Annotated in this window: 11 protein-coding genes and 4 tRNA genes; 7 read left to right on the top strand and 8 right to left on the bottom strand. The window is 57.2% G+C overall.

Annotation, left to right across the window (positions count from 1 at the left end; all coding sequences use genetic code 11):
• Positions 1 to 439 precede the first annotated feature (439 nt).
• A tRNA-Met gene (locus tag ACTZWX_RS17680) sits at positions 440 to 516 on the bottom strand.
• A gap of 97 nt (positions 517 to 613) precedes the next feature.
• The gene (locus ACTZWX_RS17675) at positions 614 to 1951 is read right to left on the bottom strand and encodes an acetyl-CoA C-acetyltransferase (protein ID WP_152437737.1); all 1338 of its coding nucleotides are present in this window, start codon (positions 1949 to 1951) and stop codon (positions 614 to 616) included.
• Positions 1952 to 2140: 189 nt separating this feature from the next.
• On the opposite strand from ACTZWX_RS17675, the gene ACTZWX_RS17670 reads away from it, so the two are divergent.
• Positions 2141 to 3547: a 3-oxoacyl-ACP reductase gene (locus ACTZWX_RS17670; protein ID WP_444715037.1), complete on the top strand. Its 1407-nt coding sequence runs from the start codon at positions 2141 to 2143 to the stop codon at positions 3545 to 3547.
• A gap of 137 nt (positions 3548 to 3684) precedes the next feature.
• Here ACTZWX_RS17670 and ACTZWX_RS17665 read toward each other — a convergent pair.
• From ACTZWX_RS17665 to ACTZWX_RS17640, 6 genes are all read right to left on the bottom strand, one after another.
• Positions 3685 to 3760: transfer RNA gene (locus ACTZWX_RS17665), tRNA-Val, on the bottom strand.
• A gap of 10 nt (positions 3761 to 3770) precedes the next feature.
• Positions 3771 to 3847: transfer RNA gene (locus tag ACTZWX_RS17660), tRNA-Asp, on the bottom strand.
• A 42-nt stretch (positions 3848 to 3889) separates the two neighbouring features.
• Positions 3890 to 3965, bottom strand: a tRNA-Val gene (locus tag ACTZWX_RS17655).
• A 190-nt stretch (positions 3966 to 4155) separates the two neighbouring features.
• Positions 4156 to 4413: a hypothetical protein gene (locus tag ACTZWX_RS17650; protein ID WP_444715036.1), complete on the bottom strand. Its 258-nt coding sequence runs from the start codon at positions 4411 to 4413 to the stop codon at positions 4156 to 4158.
• 49 nt (positions 4414 to 4462) lie between these two features.
• Complete coding sequence (locus tag ACTZWX_RS17645) at positions 4463 to 5323, bottom strand: DUF2846 domain-containing protein (protein WP_444715035.1); 861 nt, start codon at positions 5321 to 5323, stop codon at positions 4463 to 4465.
• Between the two features lie 146 nt (positions 5324 to 5469).
• Positions 5470 to 6426 (bottom strand): hypothetical protein, encoded by a 957-nt coding sequence (locus ACTZWX_RS17640; protein WP_444715034.1) that lies wholly within the window; start codon positions 6424 to 6426, stop codon positions 5470 to 5472.
• A 173-nt stretch (positions 6427 to 6599) separates the two neighbouring features.
• On the opposite strand from ACTZWX_RS17640, the gene purE reads away from it, so the two are divergent.
• The 6 genes from purE (at position 6600) to ACTZWX_RS17610 (ending at position 13951) form a co-directional block, all read left to right on the top strand.
• Positions 6600 to 7091 carry a 5-(carboxyamino)imidazole ribonucleotide mutase gene (gene purE / locus ACTZWX_RS17635; RefSeq protein WP_444715033.1) on the top strand — a complete coding sequence of 164 codons (492 nt, stop codon included), beginning with the start codon at positions 6600 to 6602 and terminating at the stop codon, positions 7089 to 7091.
• 174 nt (positions 7092 to 7265) lie between these two features.
• On the top strand, positions 7266 to 8384 hold the full coding sequence (locus ACTZWX_RS17630) for a 5-(carboxyamino)imidazole ribonucleotide synthase (protein WP_444715032.1): 1119 nt from the start codon (positions 7266 to 7268) through the stop codon (positions 8382 to 8384).
• Positions 8385 to 8458: 74 nt separating this feature from the next.
• Complete coding sequence (sodB, locus tag ACTZWX_RS17625) at positions 8459 to 9037, top strand: superoxide dismutase [Fe] (protein ID WP_058091808.1); 579 nt, start codon at positions 8459 to 8461, stop codon at positions 9035 to 9037.
• Between the two features lie 255 nt (positions 9038 to 9292).
• Positions 9293 to 11353 (top strand): putative bifunctional diguanylate cyclase/phosphodiesterase, encoded by a 2061-nt coding sequence (locus ACTZWX_RS17620; RefSeq protein WP_444715031.1) that lies wholly within the window; start codon positions 9293 to 9295, stop codon positions 11351 to 11353.
• Positions 11354 to 11376: 23 nt separating this feature from the next.
• On the top strand, positions 11377 to 11964 hold the full coding sequence (locus ACTZWX_RS17615) for a LemA family protein (protein WP_058091810.1): 588 nt from the start codon (positions 11377 to 11379) through the stop codon (positions 11962 to 11964).
• A 10-nt stretch (positions 11965 to 11974) separates the two neighbouring features.
• Positions 11975 to 13951: a M48 family metalloprotease gene (locus ACTZWX_RS17610; RefSeq protein ID WP_444715030.1), complete on the top strand. Its 1977-nt coding sequence runs from the start codon at positions 11975 to 11977 to the stop codon at positions 13949 to 13951.
• Positions 13952 to 14058 lie beyond the last annotated feature (107 nt).

Genomic DNA, 14058 nt, shown 5'->3' with positions numbered 1-14058 from the left:
ACCCTTGGAATCATGACACTGAATTCCTGCTCAAGCGGTACAGAAAACGCCTTGGTTTTCAGCAGCATTGACGCTATCCACTTTAACCAAGGTTATTTCTGGAGGAATCTTCTCCCAAACGATCAATCAGGCTCGCGAATGCGAGCCTGATACTTCTGAAGCAACTCCGCAAATTTCCTCACCTGTTACGTCCTTCCCTTGATCAGGAAGCACGCCTCGCTTCATTTATAACCCATTCACACAACATCGACTCGAGTTGCAACAATTACGAGCAATACTGAGCAACATCAAGGAAGCTGTCACTGAATCGCTTTTCCAACCATGTGTTTTTTTTACAAGGATTGGCAAATCTGTGTCACAGATACATCACAGGGGGCTTCTGCCACCCCAAACGCAAAAAAGGCAGACCAGTGAGTTACTGATCTGCCTTTCTTTTATATGGTAGCGGGGGCTGGATTCGAACCAACGACCTTCGGGTTATGAGCCCGACGAGCTACCAGACTGCTCCACCCCGCATCAAACTGGTTGTTTACCGGGTCACCCCGATCAACGTGGCGCGAATGATACGGCGTGAAGTTGCCCCTGTCAAAGGGAATTACGATTTTCCCGTAACTTAGCGCTCCAGAATCGCCGTCACGCCCTGACCGCCCGCCGCACAGATGGAAATCAGGCCTCGACCACTACCCTTTTCTTCCAGCAATTTGGCCAGGGTTGCGACGATACGACCACCGGTGGCGGCAAACGGGTGCCCGGTTGCCAGACTGGAGCCTTTCACGTTCATCTTTGCCCGGTCAATACTGCCCAGCGGCTTGTCCAGACCCAGGCGCTCCTTGCAAAAGACCGGATCTTCCCACGCCTTGAGGGTAGACAATACCTGGGCGGCGAAGGCTTCGTGAATTTCGTAGAAGTCGAAATCCTGCAGGGTCAGACCTGCCTTCTCCAGCATACGCGGCACGGCATAGGCCGGCGCCATCAGCAGGCCCTCTTTCTTGTCCACGAAGTCCACCGCTGCCACTTCAGAGAACGTCAGCCAGGCCTTCACTTCCATATTATTGGCCTTGGCCCACTCCTCACTGGCCAGCAGCACACAAGAAGCGCCATCCGTCAGTGCGGTGCTGTTGGCAGCGGTCATGGTGCCGTTCTCACGATCAAAACAGGGTTTCAATGTAGCCAGCTTTTCAAGGGTGGTATCCGGGCGCAGGATGTTATCTTTATCCAGACCCGCCATCGGTGTCAGAAGATCCTCAAAGAAGCCCTCGTCATAGGCCTTGGCCAGCTTCTGGTGGCTTTCCCAGGCCAGGCGATCCTGATCCTCACGGGCAATATTCCACTCCTTCGCCGTGACCTGACAGTGATCCCCCATGGACAGTCCGGTACGCGGCTCGCCATTCTCCGGAATCTCCGGCATAAGATGGCCCGGGCGGAAACGGCCGAGAATCTTGAGGCGTTCCTTGGCGGTTTTGGCACGGTTCAGGTCCAGAAGAATTTCCCGCAAGCCCTCACCCACACCGATGGGCGCATCCGACGTGGTATCGGTACCGCCGGCGATACCGCATTCAATTTGCCCAAGAGCAATTTTGTTCGCCACCAGAATGGCTGCCTCAAGCCCGGTACCACAGGCCTGCTGGATATCGTAGGCCGGCGTTTCCGGCGCCAGGCCCGAGCTCAACACCGACTCACGGGTAAGATTGAAGTCCCGGGAGTGTTTGATCACCGCGCCAGCGACCACCTCGCCCAGCCTCATGCCCTGGAGGTTGTAGCGATCCACCAGACCCCGAAGCGTGGATGTCAGCAGCTCCTGATTACTGATTTTGCTGTAGGCGGTGTTGGAGCGGGCAAATGGCGTCCGATTACCGCCAATAACGGCAACGCGACGAATGCCGGGCGCCTTTTTGGTAGCCCGAGAACCGGATTTCGTGCCAGTACGAGTGGTTTTTGGTGCCTGTGCCATAGCAAACTGTCCCTTCAGTGGTGATCATAAGTGGTTTGATTCAGGTTAGCCCAGAGTCTAGCGCCTGGCGCCCGTTGCTCATTGGCAACTCTGACAACGCCATGACTGAGTTGAGTCAATCCAATAACTGGCAGAAGCTTTACCCTTTGGGCTATTTCATACTCAACCAAACTCACAAGGAAGAACATCATGTCTGACCTCTACCTGAAACTGGTTAACACTCCGGTTGGCAAAACCGCCGCACAGTCGCTGGGCTTGCCCTCCCCGGCGCCCCTCAACCGCCTGAAGCGGGTCGACCAGCCATTTATTGAAGGCGACGTATTGATTGGCGCAGGCGCAGGTGCCCGCGCTATCGCCACGCTCGGCTCAATCATTGGCGCCAGCCCGGCGGGCCTGCACCATGCCACGGGCATCGAAACCCTGGCGGACTCCGCTCAGGCGGGCAACAAAGCCAAGGCGCTGGATGTGTCCGGCGAAGTGAACGGAAAGTTCTCAGCCCTGGTATTCGATGCGACCGGTCTCAAAACCCCTCAGGAACTGCGCGCCCTGTACGACTTTTTCCATCCGACCATCCGCAAACTGGCGTCCAATGGCCGGGTGCTGGTGATAGGCCAGGACCCTCACACCTGCCGGAAGGCACCCCAGGCCGCCGCCCAGCAAGCCCTTGAAGGCTTTGTCCGCGCCGTTGGCAAGGAAATCGGCAAGAAGGGCTGCACGGCCAACCTGGCATGGATGGCTCCGAACGCCGAGAACCAGCTGGATTCCACGGTTCGCTTCTTCCTGTCTGCACGCTCGGCTTATGTTTCCGGCCAGGCTGTGCGTATTGGCAAAGCAGAGGAAGCCAAAGCAACCAACCCGGTGGCTCCGCTGGCCGGCAAGATAGCCCTGGTCACTGGCGCCTCCCGGGGCATTGGCGCAGCCATTGCAGAAACCCTGGCCCGTGACGGCGCAACCGTTATCGGCCTGGATATCCCCCCGGCATTGGAGGACCTGCAGAAAGTAACCGACGCCATCAAAGGCAAGGCGCTGGCCTGCGACATTACGGAAGAAAAGGCACCCAGGCTGATAGCAGATTTCATCGAAAAAGAAACCGGCGGGGTTGATTTTGTGGTTCACAACGCCGGCATTACCCGCGACAAAACCCTCGGAAACATGCCAGAGCACTTCTGGGATATGACGATCGCTGTCAACCTGACTGCTGAAGAGTTGATCGATGAAGAACTGGCCGAGCGCAAGCTGATGCGCGACAACGGCCGTATTGTGTGCATTTCCTCCATCAGCGGTATTGCCGGCAACTTCGGCCAGACCAACTATTCCTGCGCCAAGAGCGGTGTGATCGGTTATGTAGAGTCTATGGCGAAGCACCTGAAAAACGGCATAACCATCAACGCCATTGCCCCCGGCTTCATCGAAACCCAAATGACCGCCGCCATGCCATTCACCATCCGCGAGGCGGGCCGGCGCATGAACAGTCTGGCTCAGGGCGGACAACCGGTAGACGTGGCTGAAGCCATTGCCTGGTACTGCAACCCGGCTTCTGCCGGCGTTAACGGCAACGTTGTGCGGGTGTGCGGGCAGTCGCTGATCGGCAAATGATGCCGGGCCTTGGAAAAGCCTTAGCGACGAGAAACCGGGGGCATCGAGCTCCCGGTTTTTTTGTAACAGGAAAACGATCAGACTTTCCTTCAGGCGAAAAAAAAGCAGATCCGCTTGGATCTGCTTTTTTTCACATCTGGTGGGTGGTGCAGGGATCGAACCTGCGACCCTCGCCTTGTAAGGGCGATGCTCTCCCAGCTGAGCTAACCACCCAGGAAAAAGTTGGCGGAGCGGACGGGACTCGAACCCGCGACCCCCGGCGTGACAGGCCGGTATTCTAACCAACTGAACTACCGCTCCGCATCGATTCAACCTTAGCTGAACCTGAAATCCGCTTCAAAATGGTGGGTGGTGCAGGGATCGAACCTGCGACCCTCGCCTTGTAAGGGCGATGCTCTCCCAGCTGAGCTAACCACCCACTTCGTGGCCTTACTGTTCTTCAGGCTCAAAGCGGTCACTTGCTGCGCTTGGCGCTTGCTGATTCAGCGTTGCTGCATCAACCAAGTGAGACGCGCATTTTAAGCATTTCGCTCACCGTGTCAAATGTTTTCCGGAAAATTCATGAATTTTTTCTGACCCGGCCCGATCTGAGCATTTATTAATCAAAATCAGGAGCTTGTGTCTTGCTTGCCCCCACCCGGGAAGGCCCTGACCTCGGCGGTTTTCTGGCCCGCCTGCTCGCCCTTCTGACGCAACGCCAACTCACTGACCTTGGCACGCCGTTCACCCGGTATCGCCTGGCTGGCCAGGGAACGGTTGAGATCATCCAGCTTGACCCTGACATCCCGCCAGGACTCTTCCAGATAAGGCACCAGCCGGCCCGCCACTTTCTCGAATCGAACTACCAGCTTATCTTTGAGCGACATTGTTTTTATCTCACTGCAGTCAACCAACTCCAGTGTAGACAACCCTGGCTCAGAAAATCCACCAGCCGCCGCCGGATTCCTCTTCACGCCGCTGCTTACGTTCCAATTCCAGCTTTGCGTAATCCCGTTCCAGCGCCTCCAGCTTCTGATCCGCCTCAAGGGGCTCTGTGGGGCCACCACCGAACGGCCAGTACCAGGAGGCAGACTCATACTTACCCTGTTGTTTCAGCTGTTCAACCTCAAGCTCCCGTTCTTCCTCCAACGCCGCCTTTCGCTTTTTGTAATCCATGTCTTCATTAACCTCAACAATGGAAGCACCAGCATGATTCGGCGCCAGCAAATCGCTGTTGAGGAACAGAGTCGAAACAATCTGACCAGACTGCATGGCGTAGTCACGGGTCACCAGCTGCAGATCGCCACTGGCCAGAGGATGATCCGGGTCCAGATCCGGATGGCGCCGCTCCGGCTCAGTCAGCTCGTTGTAACGCAGGTAATAGATCTTGCCGGGCTCAACCCGCAGCGTGGCATCGGCAATCAGGCTCAAGCTGAACGAATTCAGCCCCTCCAGCCCCAGCAGGGGCCGCCGCATGGCAATGTGCCGCTCACCAGGCTTAACTTCAAGCCAGGTGTAGCTGTTGTTGCGAATATTGAAGTAGTGCTTGTCATCGATGTAGACGCTGGGGGCTTCGATCTCATCGGCTGCCCACTGGGAGTGGGTGCGATAAAAATACAGAACAGCATTGTTCTGGTCCCAGGCGTCGGTCTCGAGATGCACAAAATCGTAGCCGGAAACCGGATGCAGGAAAGAGCCCACGCTCTTGCCAATAGACTGATAAATGGTACAACCGGAGAGCGCCACCACACACAACAGGGCGATAGCGTTCCGCAGATAAGGCACTCGTCTTTTCATTGTTATGCACTCTTCATCCCTATCGAGTTGGCCGATGATAACAACTGCCACTCGATAGAAATGAGAGCTACCGCAAGGGATGAATACAAACCGTTACATTCAGCCCCGGCGACTCCACAAGCAGGCCCAAGCCGGAATACGGGTGTCTAGTTTCCGGAAACCTGCGAACGCAGCTGGTTTACCTCTTCCGACAACCTGACCAATCGGGAAGTAAGCTGGGACCGGGACGCATCCACCGCATCAACGGTTTTCTTGAGCTCAGACAGCTGATTCCTCAAAGCCCGGACCTCGCCGTCGCCCGCCATGGATTCCACCTTCTGCTCCAGCGCGGCAATCTGGCCTCCCATGCCACTGATCCCCAGCTTCTGTTCCTGCTCAAAGCGTCCTATCCGGTTCTCAACCACCTGATCCACATCACCGATCTGCTGACTCAGCCGCGTCAACTGCTGCGTTGCTTCCTGATTGGCTCGCTCCAGCGAGACAAGGGAATCGTCGAGCCGCTGCCGCACCTGCGCCACATCCGCCGACAAACCGGTGCGTGCCTGCTCCAACGATGCGGTCAAATCAGACGCAGCCTTGTTGACCTGGGCCAGTTGATCATCAACATCGGCCAACCTCTGTTGGTGCTCATCAAGACGTTTCTTGTTGCGCTCGTTAGCAATCACCCAGAGCTTACGGATTTCACTGTCTGCTGAATCCAGGCGCTTGTCATTAGCCGCAATCTTTTCCTCCAGTGAAGCTCCCCGCTCCTGCAGCGACTCCCCGGTTTCCGATAACTCTCCCTCAAAACGCGCCAGCGCCAGCTTACTCTGCCGTGCCCAGTAATCGGCCTCTTCCAGTTGCCCCTCGAGGGCTTCAATACGCTCATTCTGAACATACCAGCCGGCACCCGCTCCTGCGGCCACCACCACCAACACAAGCCACATCAACAACCCACCTCCCGGGCTGCCACCGCCAGACGTCTTCTCCGGTTTTGGGGGCTTTGGGGGCTTCTGCCGGTTACTGGCCGATTTACTCTTTTGCCCATCAGGTTTTCTGGGCTCGGCGCCACCAATAGGGGGCTCAGCTCTCAGCTCGTCATCGTCCGGGCGAATGGGTTCCATTACTACTCCTGAATCGGGATGGTCAAAATGTCAGCCACGATAATACCCGCACTTAACAATCCGTTAAAATGAAGCCTTTTAAAGATTACCGGAACCACGCCCGCGCTGTGTTGCATGGTAGGTAGGCAAAACATACAATGGCCGGCTTTCCAATTATCACAGGACAGTTGCATATGCAGCCGCTTGTAGGACTCATCATGGGCTCGAAATCCGACTGGCCCACCATGGAACACGCCGCCGACATGCTCGAAAAACTCGGCGTACCCTACGAAACCCGGGTGGTCTCCGCCCACCGCACACCCGACCTGCTCTTTGACTACGCCAAAACCGCAGCCGACCGCGGCCTGAAGGTGATCATCGCAGGCGCCGGCGGTGCCGCTCACCTGCCCGGCATGGTTGCCTCCCAGACCTCTCTGCCAGTCCTGGGTGTTCCGGTGCAATCAAAGGCCCTGAACGGCCTGGATTCGCTGCTGTCTATCGTACAGATGCCCGGCGGCATCGCCGTTGGCACCCTGGCTATCGGGAAGGCGGGCGCCACCAACGCTGGTCTGCTGGCAGCACAGATTATTGGCACGTTCGATGACAACGTGCGAAAGGCCGTTGACGAATTCAGGACAACCCAAACACAAACGATTCTGGACAATCCTGATCCCAGAGATCAGTGAAGCCAACTCCCAAGGCTGGATGAGCAGTTCGGGGAAGGCTTTCCAAAACTGTGCGGAGCCATGGATGGCGGAGCCCAAGCGCCCCATGGATGGGCTTGAGCGTGTTTTGGAAAGCCTTCCCCGAACTGCTCACACCACCAATGTCAGAGCCGAAACAGTGGCAGGAGAAATTACATGAGAATTGGTGTACTTGGCGCCGGCCAGCTAGGCCGCATGCTAGCCCTCGCAGGCTACCCCCTGGCCAAAGACTTCGTGTTCTATGACATGTCCGGCAGCCCCAGCGCCGGTCTTGGCGAAGTGATCATCGACCGTGACGGCCAATACCTGGACGACTTCATCTCCCGGGTGGACCGCGTTACCTACGAATTCGAACACCTGCCCGTCGCCGTGGCAGAAGAACTCGCCAAACACAAACCCGTGCACCCAAGCCCCAGGGCCCTGGAAGTTTGCCAGAACCGCGAAGCCGAAAAGACCCTGTTCGGCCGCCTGGGCATCCCCACACCCCAATGGCAAATTGCAGACAGCGCCGAGTCACTCAAAACCGCTGCCGAAGAACTCGGCTGCCCGGTGGTTGCCAAGTCCATCACCGAAGGCTACGACGGCAAAGGTCAGGCCGTCCTGAAAACACCGGAAGAAGCACAAGCCGCCTGGAGCAGCATCGGGCACCCACGGGTGATCGTCGAAAAGTTCGTCAACTTTAAACGTGAAGTATCAATTATTGCCGTGCGCGCCGAGGACGGCGACCTGGCCTTCTACCCCATCGCCGAGAACACCCACCACGAAGGCATCCTTCGTTATTCCATTGCTCCCGCGCCTGCCCTTCAGGCACACATTCAGCAAGACGCAGAGAAATACATCAAATCTCTGCTGAACGAATTGAACTACGTGGGCGTACTAACCCTCGAGCTTTTTGAAACCAATGACGGGCTGGTCGCCAACGAAATGGCGCCGCGAGTGCACAACTCCGGGCACTGGACCATCGAAGGCGCCATGACCAGTCAGTTTGAAAACCATATTCGCGCTGTCAGCGGCCATGCCCTGGGCAACGTGGAAGCCCGGGGGCTTAGCTGCATGATAAACATCATCGGCGAGCATGGAGACATTGAACGCATACTGGAACTGCCCTACGCTCATGTTCACCTCTACAATAAAGGTGAGCGCCCGGGGCGCAAGCTGGGGCATGTAAATATTCTGGCCGACAGCTATGAAGAGCTGGTTTGGCGGGTCCGGAACTGCGCACAGTTCCTGCCCGGCAGCCCCGAGTTTACAAGTACTCTTACACCAAGGGGTTGATTTAGCTCAAATCGCCCCTATATTGCTGTGACGTACACATTCAACATAAACAGAGAGACAGGGAGAACGACCTCATGGCATTTGAACTTCCCGCACTGCCTTACGAAAAAAACGCTCTGGAACCGCACATGTCCCAGGAAACCCTGGAATACCATTACGGCAAGCATCACCAGACCTATGTCACCAAGCTGAATGGCCTGATCGACGGCACCGATAATGCCAGCAAATCCCTGGAAGACATTATCAAGAGCGCGAGCGGCCCACTGTTTAACAACGCTGCGCAGGTATGGAACCACACCTTCTTCTGGAACTGCCTGAGCCCGAACGGCGGTGGCGAGCCCACTGGCGCTGCCAAAGAGGCGATCGAGAAGGCATTTGGTTCTTTCGAAGAGTTCAAGAAAGAATTCAACGACAAAGCCGCCAACAACTTCGGCTCAGGCTGGACCTGGCTGGTGAAGAAGGCCGACGGCAGCGTAGCCATCGTCAATACCAGCAATGCGGAAACTCCGCTGACCGGCGCTGACAAGCCGGTACTGACCGTTGACGTCTGGGAACACGCCTACTACATCGACTACCGGAACAGCCGCCCGAACTACCTCGAAGGCTTCTGGAACCTGGTCAACTGGAATTTCGTTAACGAAAATCTGGCCTGATCACAGAGTAGTGCCGTCGGAAGCTGCCCAGCCGCTTCCGCCTGAACGCCCGCCAGGTCAGCCTGGCGGGCGTTTCTGTATCTAGATGCGACAAAACCGCAACAAATCGATACACGCCCACCCATGATTATTTGAAAAAATCGGCCATACTCCATGCAGTTGCAAAAAATCTGAACCATACTGTCGTACATGGCAGGCCTGACCCTGGCGCCTGCACTCAAGAACAATCCGGACAGATGAGCCACAAGACTCGGAATGCAAACCGCCTTCAAAGTTGAAAATCACCTGGGATACCGAATCCTGCGCTGGGTGCTGATTGTCGCCCTGTTGACAGGCATCCTGGTCAGCACCGTTCAGGTTGTTCTCGACGCCAGGCGGGTATCCATGGAACTGGAACGCCAGGCCAACCAGACCATGGCAATGGTTCGTGACGCCGCCACCCAGTCCGTTTTCAGTATTGATGACACCCTGGCCCAGCAAGTGGTTGATGGCCTTTTCGCGCTGGAGCCCATTCACCTGGCTCGCATTTCTCACCCGGATGGCGACCAATTGGGCGGCCGGCTCAGGCCACTGCAAGACCGGGCATTCCGCCCCATTACCGACCCCATTTTCGGCAGCATTCGTGAATACCGCGAAAGCCTGCACCGAGGCACCAGCCCAGACACGATCTACGGCTACCTTGAAGTGCACTACGACACTGCCCCTATCGCTGAGAACTGGCTGAACCGCGCATTGATCACCTTTGGTTCGGGCATTGCACTGGCACTGATTCTGGGCCTTGTACTGTTCGTGGTGTTCCATCTGGTGCTTACCCGCCCCCTTTTACGCATTGTGCAATCCGTTCGCAAAGTCGACCCGGCACGGCCCGACGACCGGCTGATTGCGGTTCCGGACGGACATCGGGCAGACGAGCTTGGGCTATGGGTGAACGCCACCAATAATCTTCTGGTCTCTATCGCTGAGAGCCAGAAACGGCATCAGGAAGCCGAAGATCGGGTCAACCGCCTGGCACGCTATGACACTCTGACCGGGCTACCCAGCCGTGACGCATTCATGGAAGACCTGCAACACGACATCGTGTCTGCCAGGGGATCCCATGGCACACTGGCATTGATGGTTTGCGGCATTGATGACTTCAAATCCGTGAACGAGCAGTGCGGCTTCCGAACTGGCGACACCATATTGCAGACGGTCGCCAGTCGCCTGACCGCCAACCTGCCTTCGGAACGGTTCAGTGTTGCCCGGCTGGGCAGCGACCAGTTTGTCGTTGTCGAGAAGCGGCTTCGCGATGGATTTCAGGCAGCCGATACCGCCGAAAAGATTCTGGGCAGCTTCGCCACCCCGATCAACGCCGGCAACCATCGCATATCCATGACGGCTACCCTGGGTATTGCCCTGTTCCCCTCCGATGCTGACCAGGCCGACCGGCTTCTGCAAAGCGCCGAACAGACCATGGCACTGGCCAAACAGAACGGACACAATCACTTCCAGTTCTACGTTGCCAGCATTGATCAGGAGATCCGGGAGCGCAAACAGCTTGAGAAAGACCTGAGTAATGCGCTGGCAAACCACGAGTTCCATCTGGTTTACCAGCCTCAGATCAACCTCGAGACCAAACGCGTCATCGGTGCCGAAGCACTGCTGCGCTGGGAACATCCCGAGCGAGGCATGATTCCTCCTGATCACTTCATCCCCGTTGCCGAGTCCAATGGCGCCATCGTCGAGATTGGCCAATGGGTACTGGACCAGGCCTGCTGGCAAGCCGCTCGATGGGCCAGTGAAGGTTCACCCCTCAGAATTGCCGTGAACCTGTCTGCTGTTCAACTTCGCCAGGAATCCATTGTCGATGACATCCTGAACACCCTGAAACGCCACAACATTCCCGCCGGCCGGCTAGAGCTTGAGGTAACCGAAACCAGCTTCATGACCAATCTCAGCGATGCCGTGGCCAAGCTGCATCGCCTGCATCGGGCAGGCATCAGCATCGCGGTGGACGATTTTGGCACCGGATACTCGTCTCTCACCTACCTGAAGCAGATGCCGGTTCAGCACCTGAAAATCGACAAGCAGTTCATTCGGGACTTGCTGGTCAATGAGGAAGACACACGAATTGCCAACACCATCATTGACCTTGGCAAAAGTCTGAACCTCACCGTCGTGGCCGAAGGGGTTGAAACCGCCGAACAAGAGTACTATCTGAGCCAGCGTGGTTGTAAACTGGCCCAGGGGTACTTTTTCAGCAAACCACTGCCACCCAAGGAATTTGAGACGTTTGTACAGACTTTCCATGCCCGTATCGTGGAAAATAACGCCTGAACCTTTCACCCTGAGGAGTAGTCATGGGAACGACCGTCATCGGCCTTGTTGTTATTGCCGTTGTCATACTGTACCTGGTGTTTATCTACAACAACCTGGTATCGCTGCGTAATCAGTTCAAGAATGGCTTTGCGCAGATTGATGTGCAGCTACAGCGCCGCCATGACCTGATTCCCAACCTGGTGGAAGCCGCCAAGGCCTACCTTGTTCACGAAAAATCGACGCTGACCCAGGTGATGGAAGCCCGCAACAACGCCGTCAGCGCCCAGAAAGACGCGGCGAAAGACCCGGGGGACGGCACCAAGATCCAGCGTTTGGGCAGTGCCGAGAACCTGCTGACCAAAGCCCTGGCAAACTTCTACGCCGTTTCTGAAAACTACCCGGAACTGAAAGCCAACGAAACCATCCAGCAACTGATGGAAGAGCTCTCCAGCACCGAAAACCGGGTGGCCTTTGCCCGCCAGGCCTACAATGACGGCGTGATGACCTACAACATTTTCCGCGAGAAGTTCCCGAATAATATTGTTGCCGGCATGTTTGCCTTCAAGGAAACCGCCCAGCTGCAACTGGAAACCCCGGAAGCGCGCCAGGTACCAAAAGTCAGCTTCTGAGGCCTGAATCATGGCAAACCCCGGTTTCTTCCAGCGCCAGGCCCATGCCCGGCGCAATACCGGCCTGTTAATCGTCCTGTTTCTGACAGCCGTCACATTGATTACCCTGGCTGTTTGCCTGGTCGGGTATCTGGTCACCCACAGCCAAACATCGGTTCTACCCTTCCATTACTGGCTGACCTCCAGCCACGGACTCACCACCGCACTTGCGGTGGTGTTGCTTATAGGGGTCGGCTCGCTGGTTCGCTGGGCAGACCTGGCCGGTGGCGGTAGCCGGGTGGCAAAAATGGTGGGCGCCCGCCCGATTGAGCCCGACACCAACGATCCCGAAGAACGCAAGCTTCGCAACATCGTGGAGGAAATGGCCATCGCCAGTGGCGTGCCCGTGCCAGACCTGTATGTGATGGACAACGAAACCAGCATCAACGCCTTTGTGGCCGGCTACACGCCTGGTGAGGCCGTTATGGTGGTTACCCACGGCGCACTTACCCACCTCACCAGAGACGAGCTTCAGGGCGTGGTGGGGCACGAGTTCAGCCATATATTGAATGGCGATATGCGCATTAACGTCCGACTGATTGCGCTACTGGCCGGCATTCTGATGCTTGGTCAGATTGGCCAGTTCCTGCTTCGGGCAGGTTTCTACAGCGGCGGCCGAAGCCGAAATCGGGATGGCCGTGCGCAGGCTGCAATGGGCCTGATCGGTTTGGCCCTGATGATCATCGGCTATGTGGGTGTGTTCTTCGGCCGGCTGATTCAGGCAGCGGTATCCCGGCAAAGGGAAATGCTGGCGGACGCCTCCTCCGTACAATTTACCCGTAACCCCGAGGGCATAGGCAGCGCCCTGTTCAAAATTGGCATGAAGGGCGGCTACCTGGACACCACCAGCCATGCCAGCGATATGAACCACATGTGTTTTGGTGAGTCGGCACGGATGAAGTTCAGCACCCTGCTCGCGTCCCACCCGCCCATCAACGAACGCATCAATGCCATCCAGCCCGGCATGCTGGCTCGCCTGCGCAGCCGCCTGAGAGACACTGAACCAAGCCAAAAACTGCGCCAGGACACCACCAGGCCAGCCGGCAAAACAGGCCTGAACGATCTGGTCAACCAGGTTGTCGCGCCTGCCAGGGGCCGTGGTAGCTCATCACCGGTGCGCTCTTCCCTGGCACCCGACACTCCACAGCTGGCTGAAAAGTTGTCCACACGGGTAGGCACCGTCAGCGCCCAGAGCGAAGCCTTTGCCGTCCAGCTTCTGGAACAATTGCCATCCACCTTCCGTAACCTGCTCTACACCCGCGCCGGCGCAATTCAGCTGTGCTATGCCCTGCTGATCTTTGATCTTTCGCCGAGCATCCAGAAACAACGACTGGCGCTGTTAACCGAACACCCGCTACTGGGCGCGCAGCCAGACCTGCTGGACAAGATGCTGCCAGCCCTGGCAAGACTGGGTGAAACTGCACGCTTCCCGGTAGTGGAACTGGCCATGCCGGCATTGCGGAAACTGGACCCGGACGAACGCGACGCCCTGCTTGAAAACGTTCAGAAGCTGGTTGCAGCCGACAACCGGGTCAGCCTGTTCGAGCTGGCCCTGACCACCTTCCTGAACCGGCATCTCGGGCTTGGCGCAGAACAGGTTGTACCGGTCAAATACCGGAACTATCGCCAGGTGATGCCGGCCCTGCGGCGCCTGCTCAGCCTGTTTGCCCGGGCCGGCACCGACACCCCTGAGGATGCGGACAAGCTGTATCTCGAAGCCATGGCCGGCTTTGGTACCGGTCAGGAAGAAAGCAGAGCCGGGAAGGTGTCCATGCGGGAACTGAGAGAAGCGTTGGAAATACTGAATCGGCTGTCGCCGCTGCTGAAGCCCGCCGTCATCGACGCCTGCGGCTACTGCGTGACCCAAGATGGCAAAGTGGATGTACGGGAGTATGAGTTAATGCGGCTGGTAGCAGATCAGCTGGATTGCCCGATGCCACCGCTTTAGGGTCCCGGGGGGGGGGACCCCCCACGGGGCGACCCCCCCCCCCCACCCCCAACCCACCCCCGACAACCCAAAAAACCCCCGGGGGGGAGGGAGGGGGGGGGGGCCGC

The organism is Marinobacter sp. NSM (genome assembly GCF_052380025.1).
Taxonomy (GTDB): Bacteria; Pseudomonadota; Gammaproteobacteria; order Pseudomonadales; family Oleiphilaceae; genus Marinobacter.
This window is presented reverse-complemented; position numbering and strand designations above follow the sequence as displayed.